Source organism: Streptomyces sp. NPDC093094 (genome assembly GCF_044754345.1).
Classification (GTDB): Bacteria; Actinomycetota; Actinomycetes; order Streptomycetales; family Streptomycetaceae; genus Streptomyces.
The window spans coordinates 1-14,491 of record NZ_JBIVOX010000029.1 but is presented as its reverse complement, the minus strand read 5'-3'; the positions used below and the strand labels follow the sequence as shown (position 1 = coordinate 14,491).

11 protein-coding genes are annotated in these 14,491 nt (G+C 74.2%); 2 read left to right on the top strand and 9 right to left on the bottom strand.

The genetic code is table 11. The annotated features are described in order from the left end of the window. The first annotated feature begins 83 nt into the window (after positions 1-83). Both ccrA and ACIQGV_RS36825 read left to right on the top strand, forming a co-directional pair. Entirely contained in the window at positions 84-1,433 is a 1,350-nt protein-coding gene (gene ccrA / locus ACIQGV_RS36830) for a crotonyl-CoA carboxylase/reductase (RefSeq protein ID WP_402503140.1), read from the top strand. Continuing rightward, positions 1,430-3,205, top strand: coding sequence for a 3-hydroxyacyl-CoA dehydrogenase family protein (locus ACIQGV_RS36825; RefSeq protein WP_402503137.1), 1,776 nt, complete (start codon positions 1,430-1,432; stop codon positions 3,203-3,205). Before ccrA ends, ACIQGV_RS36825 begins: the two co-directional genes overlap by 4 nt. Positions 3,206-3,307: 102 nt before the next feature. Here ACIQGV_RS36825 and ACIQGV_RS36820 read toward each other — a convergent pair whose 3' ends face one another. From ACIQGV_RS36820 to ACIQGV_RS36780, 9 genes are all read right to left on the bottom strand, one after another. Further along, positions 3,308-5,665 (bottom strand): AAA family ATPase, encoded by a 2,358-nt coding sequence (locus ACIQGV_RS36820; RefSeq protein ID WP_402503135.1) that lies wholly within the window; start codon positions 5,663-5,665, stop codon positions 3,308-3,310. 16 nt (positions 5,666-5,681) lie between these two features. Then, complete coding sequence (locus ACIQGV_RS36815; RefSeq protein WP_402503132.1) at positions 5,682-6,245, bottom strand: flavin reductase family protein; 564 nt, start codon at positions 6,243-6,245, stop codon at positions 5,682-5,684. A 132-nt stretch (positions 6,246-6,377) separates the two neighbouring features. Continuing rightward, positions 6,378-7,208 (bottom strand): 4'-phosphopantetheinyl transferase family protein, encoded by an 831-nt coding sequence (locus tag ACIQGV_RS36810; protein WP_402503130.1) that lies wholly within the window; start codon positions 7,206-7,208, stop codon positions 6,378-6,380. Continuing rightward, complete coding sequence (locus ACIQGV_RS36805) at positions 7,205-9,130, bottom strand: polyketide synthase (protein ID WP_402503127.1); 1,926 nt, start codon at positions 9,128-9,130, stop codon at positions 7,205-7,207. The genes ACIQGV_RS36810 and ACIQGV_RS36805 overlap by 4 nt, the downstream gene beginning before the upstream one ends. A gap of 19 nt (positions 9,131-9,149) precedes the next feature. Then, positions 9,150-9,983 carry a phosphopantetheine-binding protein gene (locus tag ACIQGV_RS36800; protein WP_402503125.1) on the bottom strand — a complete coding sequence of 278 codons (834 nt, stop codon included), beginning with the start codon at positions 9,981-9,983 and terminating at the stop codon, positions 9,150-9,152. A gap of 330 nt (positions 9,984-10,313) precedes the next feature. After that, the gene (locus tag ACIQGV_RS36795) at positions 10,314-10,961 is read right to left on the bottom strand and encodes a ScbR family autoregulator-binding transcription factor (RefSeq protein WP_402503123.1); all 648 of its coding nucleotides are present in this window, start codon (positions 10,959-10,961) and stop codon (positions 10,314-10,316) included. A 40-nt stretch (positions 10,962-11,001) separates the two neighbouring features. Continuing rightward, positions 11,002-11,832, bottom strand: a complete 831-nt coding sequence (locus ACIQGV_RS36790; RefSeq protein WP_402503121.1) for a BTAD domain-containing putative transcriptional regulator — start codon at positions 11,830-11,832, stop codon at positions 11,002-11,004. Between the two features lie 924 nt (positions 11,833-12,756). After that, a complete protein-coding gene (locus tag ACIQGV_RS36785) occupies positions 12,757-13,413 on the bottom strand; it encodes a ScbR family autoregulator-binding transcription factor (RefSeq protein ID WP_402503118.1) in 657 nt (218 codons plus the stop codon). A gap of 67 nt (positions 13,414-13,480) precedes the next feature. Then, a partial coding sequence (locus ACIQGV_RS36780; RefSeq protein WP_402503115.1) for an acyl-CoA carboxylase subunit beta occupies positions 13,481-14,491 on the bottom strand: 1,011 nt, incomplete at its 5' end.

Sequence of the window (14,491 nt, the reverse complement as noted above, 5' to 3'; positions counted from 1 at the left end):
GCCGGGGTACCGCGGCCCGTGGCCGCGCGTCCACGCTGGTGTGCGACGTGCCGTTGCAGCCGTGGCGAGAGGACCGGGAACACGTGGACGAGATCATCAGTGCTGTGGTCGGTGACGCGTCGCCGGACGACGTCGCCGCTCTGCGTCTGCCCGAGTCCTACCGGGGTGCCGTGGTACGCCGTGAGGACGTCACCATGTTCGAGGGCATGGACTCCCGCGACAAGGATCCCCGCAAGTCCCTGCACATCCAGCAGGTGCCGGTCCCCGAGCCGGCCGCGGGCGAGGCGCTGGTCGCGGTGATGGCCTCCTCGGTGAACTACAACACCGTCTGGTCCGCCATCTTCGAACCCCTGGCGACCTTCGGGTTCCTGGAGCGGTACGCCCTGCTGTCCGAGGACACCGCCCGCCACGATCTGCCGTACCACGTCATCGGCTCGGACCTGTCCGGCGTCGTCCTGCGCACCGGACCGGGCGTGAACCGGTGGAAGCCCGGCGACCGGGTGGTCGCGCACTGTCTGTCGGTGGAGCTGGAGTCCGCCGACGGCCACAACGACACGATGCTCGACCCCGAGCAGCGCATCTGGGGCTTCGAGACCAACTTCGGCGGCCTCGCCGAGGTCGCCCTGGTCAAGGCCAACCAGCTGATGCCCAAGCCGGCCCATCTGACCTGGGAGGAGGCCGCGGCCCCCGGTCTGGTGAACTCCACCGCCTACCGCCAGCTGGTCTCCCGCAACGGCGCCGGCATGAAGCAGGGCGACAACGTCCTGATCTGGGGCGCCAGCGGCGGCCTCGGCTCCTACGCCACCCAGTTGGCCCTGGCCGGCGGCGCCAACCCGGTCTGCGTGGTCTCCAGCGACCAGAAGGCGGACATCTGCCGCTCGATGGGCGCCGAGGCGATCATCGACCGCAGCGCCGAGGGGTACAGGTTCTGGAAGGACGAGAACACCCAGGACCCCAAGGAGTGGAAGCGCTTCGGCAAGCGCATCCGCGAGCTCACCGGCGGCGAGGACGTCGACATCGTCTTCGAGCACCCCGGCCGCGAGACCTTCGGTGCCTCGGTCTACGTCACCCGCAAGGGCGGCACGGTCGTCACCTGCGCCTCCACCTCCGGTTTCCGGCACGAGTACGACAACCGCTACCTGTGGATGTCGCTGAAGCGGATCATCGGCTCGCACTTCGCGAACTACCGCGAGGCGTGGGAGGCCAACCGCCTGATCGTCAAGGGCAAGATCCACCCGACCCTGTCGAAGGTCTACTCCCTGGAGGAGACCGGCCAGGCCGCCCACGACGTGCACCGCAACGTCCACCAGGGCAAGGTCGGCGTGCTCTGCCTCGCCCCCGAGGAGGGCCTCGGCGTCACCGACCCCGAACTGCGCGCCCGCCATCTGAAGGCCATCAACCGCTTCCGCGAAGGGCAGGACCAGACCCCATGACCGCGCAGCCCCCGCTCCCCGCCCCTGCCCCCGCCCCTGTCTCCGCCCCGGCGATCGGCATCGTCGGCCTCGGCTCCGTCGGCGAGGCCCTGCTGCTCCTGCTGCACGGCGCCGGCCACCGTGTCGTCGGCGTCGACACCGACCCCGCCGTCCTCGCCCGCGTCGGCCGGCGCGCCGGGGCGGCCGGCCCCGCCGGCGCCCCCGGGCCGGTCCTCACCGACGACCACGCCCTGCTGCGGGAGACGGGCCTGGTCGTCGAGGCCGTGCCCGAGGACCGGGCCGTCAAGGCCGAGGCCCTGCGCCGCATCACCGGCGTCTGCCCGCCCGGCACGCCCCTGATCACCACCACGGTCTCGGCTCCCCTCGCCCGGCTCGCCATCGCCTCCGGGCGCCCCGCCGACCTCGCCGGGCTGCGTCTGTTCACCCCGCCGTCGGCCGGCTCCCCCGTCGAGCCCGTCCACACGGCCCTGACCTCCGCCGGGACCGCCGCCGCCCTGGAGCTGCTCCTCGACGCCGCCGGACTCACCGCCGTCGAGGTCGGCACCCAGCCCGCCGCCGACGCCACCGCTCTGGTCCTCGGACTGCTCAACCGCGCGGCCGCCCTGTACGACGAGGGCTACGTCCCCCACCACGCCGTCGACACCGCGATGCGCCTGGGCTGCGGACTGCCCGCGGGCCCCCTGGAGACGCTCGACCGCATCGGTCTGGACACCGCGCACGCCGCCCTGAGCGACCTGTGGCAGCGCACCGGCGACCGTTCCTTCGCACCGGCCCCGGTACTGGGCCGGATGATCGCCGAAGGCCGTCCGGGCCGCAAGGCCGGCCGCGGCTTCTACTCCTACGACGAGACCGGAACCCTCCTGCCGGAACACACCGGCGTCCCGGACGAGACCACGGCCCGTCCCGTGCACCGCGTCGGCGTGGTCGGCTCCGGCGCCATGGCCCGCGGCATCGCCGAGGTCACCGCCTCCGCCGGCCACCCCACCGTTCTCGTCGCCCGCAGCGCCGGCAAGGCGCGGGGGGCCCTGGACGGCATCGCCGACTCCCTCACCCGCGGCGTGCGCCGCGGCAAGGTGACACCGGCCGCCCGCGACGAGGCACTGGCCGTGCTGGAGGGCACCGCGGACCTCGGCGCGCTCGCCCGCTGCGACCTGGTGATCGAGGCCGTCGCCGAGGACCCCGACGTCAAGCGGGAGATGTTCACCGCGCTGGGCGAGGTGTGCGCCCCCGGCACCGTGCTGGCGACCACCACCTCCAGTCTGTCCGTCGCCGCCTGCGCCGAGGCGTCGGGCCGCCCCGCCGACGTCGTGGGCCTGCACTTCTTCAACCCGGCCCCGGTGATGCGGCTGGTGGAGATCGTCCACGCCCCCGCGACGGCCCCGGCCACCCTCGCCACGGCCCGCGCGTTCTGCCGGGGGCTGCGCAAGACGGCCGTGGAGTGTCCCGACCGCACCGGCTTCATCGTCAACAGCCTGCTCTTCCCCTACCTGGGCGCGGCCCTCGCCCTGCTGGACCGGCCGGGCGCCGACGACCGTGTCGTCGAGCGCACCGACACCGCCGTGCAGCACGGATTCGGCTACCCCATGGGGCCCTTCGCCCTGCTGGACACCATCGGTCTGGACGTCTCCCTCGCCATCCAGAACCGCCTGTACGAGCGTTTCCCCACCCCGGACTACCTTCCCTCGCAGGCTCTCAGCGAGCTCGTGGCCGCCGACCTGCTGGGCCGCAAGAACCGACAGGGCCTGCGCACCGCCTCCCTCCCCGCCCGCTGACACCCGCGCCCGGCCGTCACCCCCTCCGGCGGCCGGGCGCGGGCACGGGAGACCGTCACGGCTCGCCGCCGCGGAAGGACGGTGACCGTCACACGGCGGCCGTCAGGACGCGCCCGCCGCGGTCCGCGCCCGCGTCCCCACCAGCTCCGCCAGGTCGCCCCGCGACTTCACCCGCAGCTTGCGGTACACGTTGGTGAGATGCTGCTCGACCGTGCTCGGTGTGACGTACAGCCGTGCCGCGATGGCCCGGTTGGTGCAGCCGTCCGCGGCCAGCACGGCGACGCGCCGCTCCGACCGGGTGAGCACCGCGACCGGGTCGCCGTCCGGCAGACCGCCCAGACTGCGCAGCGCCTGCGCCGCGGGCTGCCGCCAGTCGACCGCGTCCGGGGCCTGCGCGCCCCAGTCCGCCGTCAGGTCGCGGCAGGCGTGGAAGTCGGCGAGCGCGGCCCGTGCCCGGCCCACCGCCAGCCGATGGCGTCCCCGCGCCAGCAGATAGTGCGCCCCGGCCCGGGTACGGAACATCGCCTCCGGCACCGGCACCCGCAGCAGCCGCGCCGCCTCCTCGTGCGCGCCGCGCGCGGTCGCCGACGACACCCCGGCCGACAGCGGCATCCCCACCGCCACCCCCCAGGCACCCGGCGACAGCAGCGCCAGTGCCCGCCCGGCGCACCGGGCGCCGGTCTCGTGGAGCCCCGTGCGGGTGTGGACGACGGCCGCCGCGGCGAGGGCCACGGCCCGCCGTGCGGGTGTGCCGCGCAGCCGCTCCGCCCCGGCCGTCAGCGCGCACCACTGCGCGGCCCGCTCCGTCTCACCGGCGTACAGCAGCGCCGTCAGAACGGCCGCGACCGCGGGCGGCGGCGCGTGCCCGTGCACGATCGAATCCAGCACCAGTTCGGCGGTGTCCGCGTCCGGCACCGCGGAGGATCCGCCCGGTACGGGCCGGACATAGCCGAGCGCGGCCCGTACCTCCCGTACGGCCGCGCTCTCCCCGAGCCCGGCCACGGCCGCCGCCTGTTCGTGCCGGCCGTGCCACAGCAGCAGCCCGGCCGCCTCCGCCCGGCGCTCCGCGTCAGCCGCCGGGTCGGCGGGCGGTCCGCCCGCCCCGTCCCCCGGTTCGCGCTCCAGCGCGGGCAGATGGCGGAGCACGGACGCCGGATCGTTCTCCCACTCGGCGCGGGCGAGCGCGGCCAGCGTGCCGCCCGCGAGCGGCCCGCCGCCGCGGGCGCGGTGCGCGGCCCGCAGGAACTGCGCGGCCCGGTGCGCTCCGCCCGCCCGCAGCGCGTGCCGCGCCGCCTCCGCGAGCAGTGGTGCGGCCCAGGCGGGAGCCGTGCCGGTCCGGCCGCGGGCGGATCCGCCGGCCTCGTCCGTGTCGCCCGTCTCGTCCGCTTCGGCGGCCACCAGGTGCACGGCGACCACGGGCGGTTCGGCGCCGTCGTCGTAGAGCACACGGGCCGCCCGTGCGTGCAGGCCCGCGCTCTCCTCGGCGGTCAGTCCTTCGAGGACCGCGGCGCGCACGCCCTGGTGGCGCAGCCGTCCGCCGTCCAGCAGTCCGATGGCGTCGAGGTGCTCCGTGCGGGAGGACACGGACCGTTCGGGTACGGCGAGGAACCGGGCGAGCCGGGTCAGGGTGGCGTCGTCGGCGAGCACGGCGAGAGCGCGGGCCGTCCGTGTCACCGCCGCCCCCGCGCTGCGCAGGCACCCGGCGACGGCGGCCCGGAAGGCGGTTCCGGCGACCGGCCGGACGGGCCGCACCGGCTCGCAGTCGCGATGGTCGTCGAGCAGGGCGCGCAGCAGACGCGGGTTGCCGCCGGTGAAGCGGTGCCAGTCGGGGGCGAGCCGTGCGGCGGTCGCCGCGTCCATCGCGCCTCCGGCGGGCGCGCCGAGGAACTCGGCGACGCCGTCCTCGGGCAGCGGCTGGAGCGGCATGCGGACACAGCGCGCGTGCTCCAGCAGTTCCGCGAGCGGCAGGGACAGCGACGGACGCGGCTGCCCGCCCAGCACCAGCAGCACATCGGTGGCGGCCAGCCGTCCGCACAGATAGAGCAGGCTCCGCGCGGACGCCTCGTCCGTGTGGTGCACGTCGTCCACGACGACGACCGCCGGCCGCCCCGGCCGCGGGGCACGCAGGGCGTCGTACAGCACCTGCGGCTGCGTGCCGCCGGGCGGTACGCCCGCGTCCTGCCCTTCACGGTGCACGGCCGCGGGGATGCCGTGGTGGCCGGCGCCGCTGAGGAGCTGGCCCACCACACCGAGCGGCAGTTCCGCCTCCGCCGGGGAGGCGGACGCGTACAGCACCGGCGCACCGGCGGCGGCCGCCCGCGCGGCGAAGGCCCGGAGCAGGGCGCTCTTGCCGGTGCCGGGGCTGCCGGTCACCAGCGCGACGGCGCCCCGGGTGTGCCGGACCTCCGTCAGCAGCCCGTCCAGCAGCCGGAGTGCACCGCCTCGCCGTGTCAGTTCCACCGGCATCCCCCTGTCGTCAGGCTGCGTGCACGGCCGCCTTTCCGTCCTGGAAAGTCTGCACAGGGACATGGAAGGCTCGCTGGTACCAGACCAGAGCCCCGCTCGAACCGTGCTCGTGCGTCCCGGCCGGGGTGCCGAGCAGCAGATCGTGGTCCCCGGCGGCCACGACACCGGCCGTGGTGCAGCGCAGCGCCACCGCCGCGTCCGGCAGATACGGCAGCCCGCTGCCGGGCCACTCCTCGAACTCGCCGCCGGCGAACCGGTCGACGCCGGAGGCCGCGAACCGCCGGGCCAGCTCGCCGTGGTGGGCACCGAGCACGTTGACGACGAACTCCCCGGCCGCCAGCAGCGGCTGATGGCAGCCCGTTCCCCGGGTGACGCCGACCAGCAGCAGCGGTGGTTCGGCGGAGACGGAGGTGACCGCGCTGGCGGTGAACCCGCGGCGGCGGCCGTCGGTGTCGACGGTGGTGACGATGGTGACCGGGGCGGCGAGCAGCGCCATCGCGTCCCTGAACTGACGGGCGTCGACGACCTGCTGGGCGGCGGCCCCCTGGGGGGCGGGCACGGCGGTCAAAGACACGAAAGCACTCCTTCGGGGCCGGCACACGGGCGGTTCGCCCCATCCTCGGGCGGCCCCGCCGCAACGAGAACCCCAGAATGGGCGCCGTGCCCCTGGGCATCCCCCTGGGCCTCCCCCCTGTGTCACGTCCTCTCAGCCCGACAGCGCCACCGGCCCGGGCAGTGCCAGCAGCCGGTGCGCCGCCCGCCCCCACGGGAAACCGTGGTGCAGATGCAGCTCGGGCGAGGCGCCGTCGTCGGCCAGCACGGCCACCGCGGCCAGCACGTCGGGCACCGGTTCGAGTTCCACGAACCGCCAGCCCCGTCCGCTGTCCTGCTCCGGCGGCCGGAAGGCGAGCACACCGCGGTCCTCGGCCAGAGTGAAGGAGAACGTGTCGAAGGGCAGCCCGAGCCCGAGCCCGCGCGCCTTGGAGTACGCCTCCTTCAGCGTCCACAGCCGCAGCACCCGCCGGTCGCGGGGCCGGCCGGGCGCCGCCTGCGCGACCCATGCCTGCTCGGACTCGGCGAACGACTCCACGATGGCGTCGAAGCCCTGGTCCCCGCGGTCCAGCCGTTCCACGTCCACGCCGATACGGTGCCGGCGCACCACGCCGAGCAGGTTGTGGCCGTGGGCGTGCGAGAGGTTGAAGTCCAGCTCCCGGCCGCCGCGCGGCAGTCCTTCGGACGGTTTCTGCAGGAAGGGCCGTCCGCGCGAGGACCGCCAGATCACGGCTTCCGCCTCCGGGATCCCGCTCTCCAGCGCGAGCACCCGGCGCACGAGCGCGTGCGCGACGAGGTACTGGCGCCGGTCGCGTTCGAAGAGAAACCTTCCGGCGATCTCCTGCTCGTGTTCGTCCAGCCAGTGTCTGGCCAGGATCGCCGCGATGCCCGGGGCGAGTTCGTCGTTGGGGCAGAACCACAGTTTCACCGGCTCGGGGCGCGTGCGGGTGTCCATGGGGCCGACCGCCAGGGTCTGCTCGGTCATGCGGCGGACTCCGGCTGCCGGACCGTACCGGCCGGGCGGCCGCCGCCCAGCCACAGCCGGCTGCGCAGGAACACCGACGGCGGCGGCACCGGCGTCGCCTCCCACGGCTCCGCGGCCTCCAGCGCGCTCCAGTCGACGTCGACGCCCTGCAGCCACAGCCGGCTCAGCTGTTCCAGACGCCCTCCCCGCCACAGTGCGGCGAGGTAGTCACGGGTTTCCGGCACGTCGTTCAGGCCCAGCGCATCCGCCGGCCCGTTCCGCAGGTCGGCCCACCGCGGCGCACCGGCGGCGTCGGTGTCCCCACCGGCCGCGACCCGCCGCAGCACGGTGACGAGATGCGGCACGTCGTGCACGAGCACCGCGATCCGGCAGGGCAGTGCGGCCCGCCCACCGCGCAGGGCACGGGCCACCCCGGCCAGCCGGCCACCGGTGTCCCCGCCCTGCCCGCCCTGCCCGTCCCGTCCGTCCGGCTCGCCCTGCTTGTCCCGCTCGTCCAGCCAGTCCGCCAGTCGTCCGGCGGTGGCGGCCAGATGCGCGGGCGTCGGCGCCGACAGGAGCACCAGCTCCGCACGTGCCGCGCCGTCCTCCCCCGCCGTCCGGCGGGGCGGCGGCCCGCCCGGGGCGGCCAGATGTTCCTCCACCACGGCCCCCGCCACATGCCCGCCGTCCGCCGCCACCTCGACGGTGGCGGTACGGGGCAGCTCGCGCCCGTGTGCGTCCGTCGCCCGCGGCCACGGCGCGCCCGCGCCCTCGCCGTCCCCGGGGGTGAGCACGCCGTGCCGGGTCTGGAGCACGGCGGCGGTCAGCGCCGCGATCCCGGTGGCCGCTCCGGCGTGCCCGATCCGTGCCGCGGTGCTCTGCCGGGTCTCCCGGACCTCGTGCCCCCGGCCCGTCCCGTCCCGGCCGGCCACCGCCGGGCCCGGACGCCGCGGGCCGAACGCGCTGTAGGTGTCCCGCAGCACGGCGTGGATCCGGTCGCCGTCGGCGAGCGCCCGGTCCAGCGGTTTGAGGACGACGGCTCCCGCGCCCTCCCCCGCCCCGTCCCGGGCCCGCGAGGGGTGCAGCAGCAGTTCGACGCCACCGGCGACGGCCGCCGCGCACTCACCCCGGCGCAGTGCCCCGACCGCGAGATGGACGGCGGTCAGGGCGGAGCACTCCGCGGTGTCGACGGCCTGCGCCGGCCCGGTCAGTCCGAGCAGCGCGGCGGCCCTCGCGGACAGCCCCCCGTGACCGCCCGCCGGCATCTCGCTCCCTCCGTCCGCCCAGGCGGCGGCGGCGAGCAGCGCGTAGTCGAAGGAGCCTGCTCCGGCGAACACCCCGACCGCGCGCGGCGCTCCCCCGGCGGCCGTCAGCGCGTCCAGCCGGGACCCGGTGCAGCCTGCGTCCTCCAGCGCCTCCCAGACCACCTCCAGGAACAGCCGCTCCTGGGGGTCCGTCACAGCGCCCTCGGCCGCGGTGACACCGAAGAACTCGGGGTCGAACTCGGCCGCCCCGTCCACGAAGTACCCGCGCTGCCCCGCCGCCAGGGGGCTGCCGCCGGGCCGGGCCACGGGTGCGGGCGCGGACGTGTCACGGCCCTCCCGCAGGTTCTCCCAGTAGGCGTCCACGTCGCCCGCCGCCGGATAGCGCCCGGCGACACCGACGACGGCGTACCGGTCGCCGGCCACCGTCCCCGGGACCGCGGCGGGCACCGGAGCCGTACGCACGACGGCGGTGTCGGCCACGGCCGGACCGGACACGACGGCCCCGACGACCTCGGCGGCCCCGGCCGGCCGGTCCTCCGGCAGCACGACCGGCGGGGTCCGCGGTTCGGCCACGACCGTCGGCACGGCCGTCCCGGCCGACCCGGTCAGCAGCCGCGCCGCCTGCTCACGGCCGAGCGTCCCGGCCTTGAAGCGCATGAGTATCTCGCGTTCGTTCATCGCACGACACCAGGCCCGTTCAGCCGCGCCGCGGCAGCAGGGCCACCGCGTCGTCGACGGACAGCTGCCCGTCGCGCACCGCGTCGAGCAGTGCGTCGAGGTCCATGCCACCGCTCGCGGACACCGCTGCCGCCGGCGGTGGCGGGGCGGGCGCGACGGCGGCGATGTGCGCGGCCATCGCCGCGAGGCTGGGGTGGTCGTACAGCGTGACGGCGCGTTCGTGCAGCCCGTAGATGCGGTTGATGGTCGCGACGAACTCCGCGCCCAGGATCGAGTCCACGCCCAGCAGGTTGAAGGCGGCCCGGGTGTCGATGTCCCAGGGGTCGCAGCACAGGATGCGGGCGAGTTCCTCCCGCAGCACGTCCAGCACCGCTCCCCCGCCGGCCGCCGCCGACCCCGCCTGGGGCTGCGGCATCCGCACGGCCGGGGCGGGCTGCGCGACCGGAGCGGCCGGTGCGGCAGAAACGGCCGGTGCGACCTGCACAGGCGTCTCGGCGCGCGGCACGAAAACGGCGGAGGCAGAGGCAGCGGCGGGACCGGGCCGGACAGGCGTCTCGGCGGGGGCGGCTCCCGGCACTCCCCGCTCCCGGGCGACATGCCGGGCGAACGCCAGCGGCGTCGGCTGGTCGAACAGCGCGTCGGCCTTGACGGCCGTGCCGTAACGGGCGTTGACGGTGGCGACGAACTCGACCGTCAGCAGCGAGTCGAGCCCCAGCGAGCGGAACGTGTGGTCCGGGTCGATCTTCTCGGGCTTCAGGCGCAGGATCGCGGCGAGCATGGCCACGAGTTCGGTGAGCAGGTCGCCGGGCGGGGCGGACGCCGTGGCCGGAAGTGTCTGACTGTCATGCGGCATGGGTTGACTCCAAGGGATCCGTCCCGGCAGGCCGACGACGGAAGTATCGAAGGTGCGGACGCCCCGGGACCATCGCCGACCGGGATGAAGCCGCGCACCGCGACTGGCCCGCGCGAGGGATCACCCGCCGCCGCCTACTCCGTTCGAGGGAGTACGGACCGGCGCACGGGACGAGATGAAACGCGGATACAAGACAAAAGCGGGCAGGCGGGCAGAGCGCAGAGCTCAGGGCCCAGGAATCGGAGCTCGGAGCTCAGGGCTCAGGGCTCAGGGCTCAGGGCTCAGGGCTCAGGGCTCAGGGCTCAGGGCTCAGGGCTCAGGGCTCAGGGCTCAGGCGGCCTCGACGGGCCGCACGACCAGCCCGGCGGCATGGACGTCGTAGCGCCCGGCCTGCCCGTCCGGCACCAGGGAGGGCAGCAGGAACTCCCACAACGCCCCCACCCTGCGCCTCAGTTCCGGGTACTGCACACCGGCGGATCCGGCGATCACCTCCAGGCCGCACACGACCGCGGACAGCAGGGTCTCCGGCCCGTCCGCGGCAGACGGCTCGCACAGCTCACCGATCGCACGGGCCTGCCCCACCAACCGCATCACCTCCGCGATCCATGCCTGATGGAAGTCGGTCACCGGAAGCTGCCGTCCGGCGCACTCGTCGGTGATACGGAAGCTCGCACGGATCACCGGATCATCGTGCAGCGTCCACACCAGCCAGTGCGACAGATCGATCAGTCCCTGCACCGGCGGGACCCCCGCCTCCCGCTGCCGCACGACGAAGTCGCGCAGCAGGACCTCCCCCTGTTCCTGCACGGCGTCGGCCAGCCCGTCCTTGGAGGCGAAGTGGAAGTAGAGCGCCCCCTTGGTCAGACCCGCCGTCCGGGCGATCTGCCCGAGTGTGGCACTGGCATAGCCGTCGCGGTCGAACATCTCCGCCCCTGCGCGGATCAGCCTGCGCCGCGTCCTCTCCGACCTCGCCTGCATTCCGGCTCCTCCTCACCCACAGGCTTGTGTACCGACACCCTCAGCCCACCCGGCTGAGGCGCTCCGCCGCGGCCGCCGGCTGGCCGAGCACCGGCTCCGGCCCCGACATCAGGATCGACCGCTGCATCCGGCGCAGCCCGGAGGACGGCTCCAGCCCGAGTTCCCGCACCAGCGCGTTGCGCAGCCGCTGGTAGACCTCCAGCGCCTCGCTGCGCCGGCCGGAGCGGTGCAGCGCCAGCATGAACTGGCCGTGCAGGTTCTCGTGGGTGCGGTAGCGGCTGACCAGCACGGTGAGTTCGCCCAGCAGCTCACGGTGGCGGCCCAGGCGCAGATCGGCCTCGATGCGCTGGTCGAGCGCGCACAGCCGGGTCTCCTCCAGCCGCTTGGTCTCCATCTCCAGCTGCGGCCCGGTCTGCACGTCGGCGAGCGCGGACCCGGTCCACAGGCTCAGGGCGTCCCGCAGCTGGCGGGCCGCGCCGGTGAAGTCCCCGGCGTCCATGGCCCGGTAGCCCATGCCGGCCAGCCGCTCGAACTCGCAGACGTCGATGGTGCCGCCCGACGAGCTGAGGAGGTACCCGCCCGGAGAGGTGACGAGCACGTCCTTGGCGGAACGCCGTGCGGCGTTCTCGGGGTCGCGCTCCAGGGCGGCCGCGATCAGCTCCCGCAGCTGGAGCACGTACGTCTGCAGCGTGGTGCGGGCGCTGCGCGGCGGCCGGTCGCCCCACAGCTCGTCGATGAGCGTCGCGACGGGCACGACCTGATCGGCGTGAAGGGCGAGCAGCGCAAGCACCTGCCGTGGCTTCGGTGCCGTCGGAGTCACCGAGACTCCGTTCTCCCGGACGCTCAGTGCTCCCAGAACGTCGATGTCCATGCCGTCTCCCCTATCCCCGTGCATGTTGAGTCGTGAGCCCAGCAGCCGTCTGTCGGTGTGACACCAACTAAAAAACAGGACGGACGGTTTGTCAATACCAAACCGACCGTGCTGTTTTTATTTTTCAGGAGCGCCTTGAGTGACGCCGGATACCGGCTTTAACGACATAGATGCAGGTAGAAGCCATCCAGTAAACAGACCGCGCCACCCCTCACCCTGGGTGCCCCCTTCGCAAACCGGAGCAAAACACAGGGTGCGCGGTCTGTTTTCCGACGTCAGAGGGCCCGTACCGACCAGGAATCAGGCAGGGACAGCGCCTCTCGGCCGACCCCGAGCAGGGCTTGAGCGGGGTCCGAGCAGGACCTGGGCGGGGTCCGAACAGGGCCTGAGCGGGATCCGAGCAGGTCCTGGGCAGGGTCCGGTGCGTGAGCCTGCGAGGCGAGAAGGCGAGAGAGGCGTCGACGCGACGAGGTACCCCCGCGCGGACGGAGCCGGGCACCGGCGGAGCCGGGTACGGGGGAGCCGGGGTGGGAGAGCCGGGGTGGGAGAGCCGGGCACGGGGGCCGGGCGTGGAGGAGCCGGGCACGAGCGGAACCGGGTACGGGGAGCAGGGCCGGACGCGGGGAGCCGGGCACGAGCAGGGCCGCAGGGCGCGGGGAGCCGTCGGCCGACGGCAACGCCGCAGGGGGCGCCCCCTGCGGGAGAGCGCGTGCCGGCGCCCCCGGCGCCGGCACGATCCGGACGACAGCCTCCAGGGCCCTCCTGACGGATCTCCGTGGGAATGGGAGCGGCGTTCGGTGCGTGCGACCGGCGTGCGGTGCGGAGGGTCATGCGGCGGAGCCACCCGGCCCTTCACACCGTGCGGCGAGCGAGCGAGCGTGCGTGCCGGGCGTCACGACGCCGCGGAGATCCGCCAGAAGAGCCCTAACCCCCGACGGGGTCGGGTTCACCACGCTGCGCCCCCACCCGCGCCTGCCTGCTCCGGATCGCACGCACCTGCGCGTGCCGCTCGGTCAGCCGCGGCAGCAGCAGGTCCCAGAACCCGGTGACCTTCTCCTCCGACAGCCATGCCTTGTCCTCGGCGCCCAGCACCTCGAACCCCATGGTCGCCGCCACGATGGCGGTCGCAGCGTCGTCCGCCGACACTCCCCGCGCCAGCCAGCCGTCCTCCTCGCTGCGCCGTACCGTCTCCTCGACCCACCGCTGCCACTCCCAGCGCAGCGAGGGCCCCTCGCCCCGCCCCGGATCGCCCGACAGCTCGAACCCGGCCCGTACGACGACGTCCTCGGCGATCCGGCTCACCAGCCCGTGGGTGGCGTCGACCAGCTCCACGAGCGCCCGGCCGTCCCGCGCGGACGCCTCCTGGACGATCTCGCGCATCGCCTTGAGCGCCTCGTCCTCGACCGCCTCGGCCAGCGCTTTCTTGCTCTCGAAGTGGAAGTGCAGGGCTCCGTTGCTCACTCCGGCCCGTCGGCTGATCGCCGAGAGCGAAGCGGCCGCGAATCCCTCCTGCGCGAACACCTCGGCCCCGGCACGGATGAGTGCCTGGCGGGTACGGGCCGCGCGTTCCTGCTTGACCATCAGTCATCTCCTGGCCGGGGCCTCGGTACTGAGGCACTCATCGACCGGGTGCCTGTCGTACATGCGTTCACTGCGGGGGGTTGCCGTGCTTGCGGGAAGGCAGCTCGGCGTGCTTGGCGCGCAGCATCGCCAAGGAACGGATCAGCACGGCACGGGTGTCGGCCGGGTCGATGACGTCGTCGACCAGGCCGCGCTCGGCCGCGTAGTACGGGTGCATCAGCTCCGACTTGTACTCCTTGACCATGCGCGCCCGTACGGCTTCGGGATCTTCCGCTTGGGCTATCTGACGTCGGAACACCACGTTCGCCGCGCCCTCCGCCCCCATCACCGCGATCTCGTTGGTCGGCCAGGCGTAGGCGAGGTCCGCCCCGATGGACAGGCTGTCCATGACGATGTAGGCGCCTCCGTACGCCTTCCGGAGGATCACCGAGATCCGCGGCACCGTGGCGTTGCAGTAGGCGTAGAGGAGTTTGGCCCCGTGCCGGATGATCCCGCCGTGCTCCTGGTCCACACCCGGCAAGAACCCCGGAACGTCCAGGAAGGTGACGATCGGGATGCTGAAGGCGTCGCAGGTCTGCACGAACCGGGCGGCCTTCTCGCTGGCCTCGATGTCCAGCACCCCCGCGAGGACCTGCGGCTGGTTGGCCACGACCCCCACGACCTGCCCGTCCAGCCGCGCCAGCGCGCAGATGATGTTCCGCGCCCAGCGCTCGTGGACCTCGACGTACTCGCCGTCGTCGACGATCTCCTCGATCACCTTCGTCATGTCGTACGGCCGGCTCCCGTCGGCCGGCACCAGATCCAGCAGCACCGGCGACCGCCGGTCCCCCGGATCCGAGGCCACGACCCGCGGCGGCGCCTCCCGGTTGTTCTGCGGCAGCAGCGACAGCAGGTAGCGCACCTCCGCGATGCACGTCTCCTCGTCGTCGTAGGCGAAGTGGCAGACCCCGCTCACCTCGGCGTGCACGTCCGCACCGCCCAGGCCGTTCTGGGTGATCTCCTCACCGGTGACGGCCTTGACCACGTCCGGGCCGGTGATGAACATCTGCGAGGTCTCACGGACCATGAACACGAAGTC

Excerpts from the sequence above, each read along its gene's own strand:
- ACIQGV_RS36785 (WP_402503118.1), bottom strand. The coding sequence starts at position 13,413 with ATGGTCAAGCAGGAACGCGCGGCCCGTACCCGCCAGGCACTCATCCGT.
- ACIQGV_RS36825 (WP_402503137.1), top strand. The coding sequence starts at position 1,430 with ATGACCGCGCAGCCCCCGCTCCCCGCCCCTGCCCCCGCCCCTGTCTCC.
- ACIQGV_RS36810 (WP_402503130.1), bottom strand. The coding sequence starts at position 7,208 with ATGACCGAGCAGACCCTGGCGGTCGGCCCCATGGACACCCGCACGCGC.
- ACIQGV_RS36795 (WP_402503123.1), bottom strand. The coding sequence starts at position 10,961 with ATGCAGGCGAGGTCGGAGAGGACGCGGCGCAGGCTGATCCGCGCAGGG.
- ACIQGV_RS36800 (WP_402503125.1), bottom strand. The coding sequence starts at position 9,983 with ATGCCGCATGACAGTCAGACACTTCCGGCCACGGCGTCCGCCCCGCCC.
- ACIQGV_RS36790 (WP_402503121.1), bottom strand. The coding sequence starts at position 11,832 with ATGGACATCGACGTTCTGGGAGCACTGAGCGTCCGGGAGAACGGAGTC.
- ACIQGV_RS36805 (WP_402503127.1), bottom strand. The coding sequence starts at position 9,130 with ATGAACGAACGCGAGATACTCATGCGCTTCAAGGCCGGGACGCTCGGC.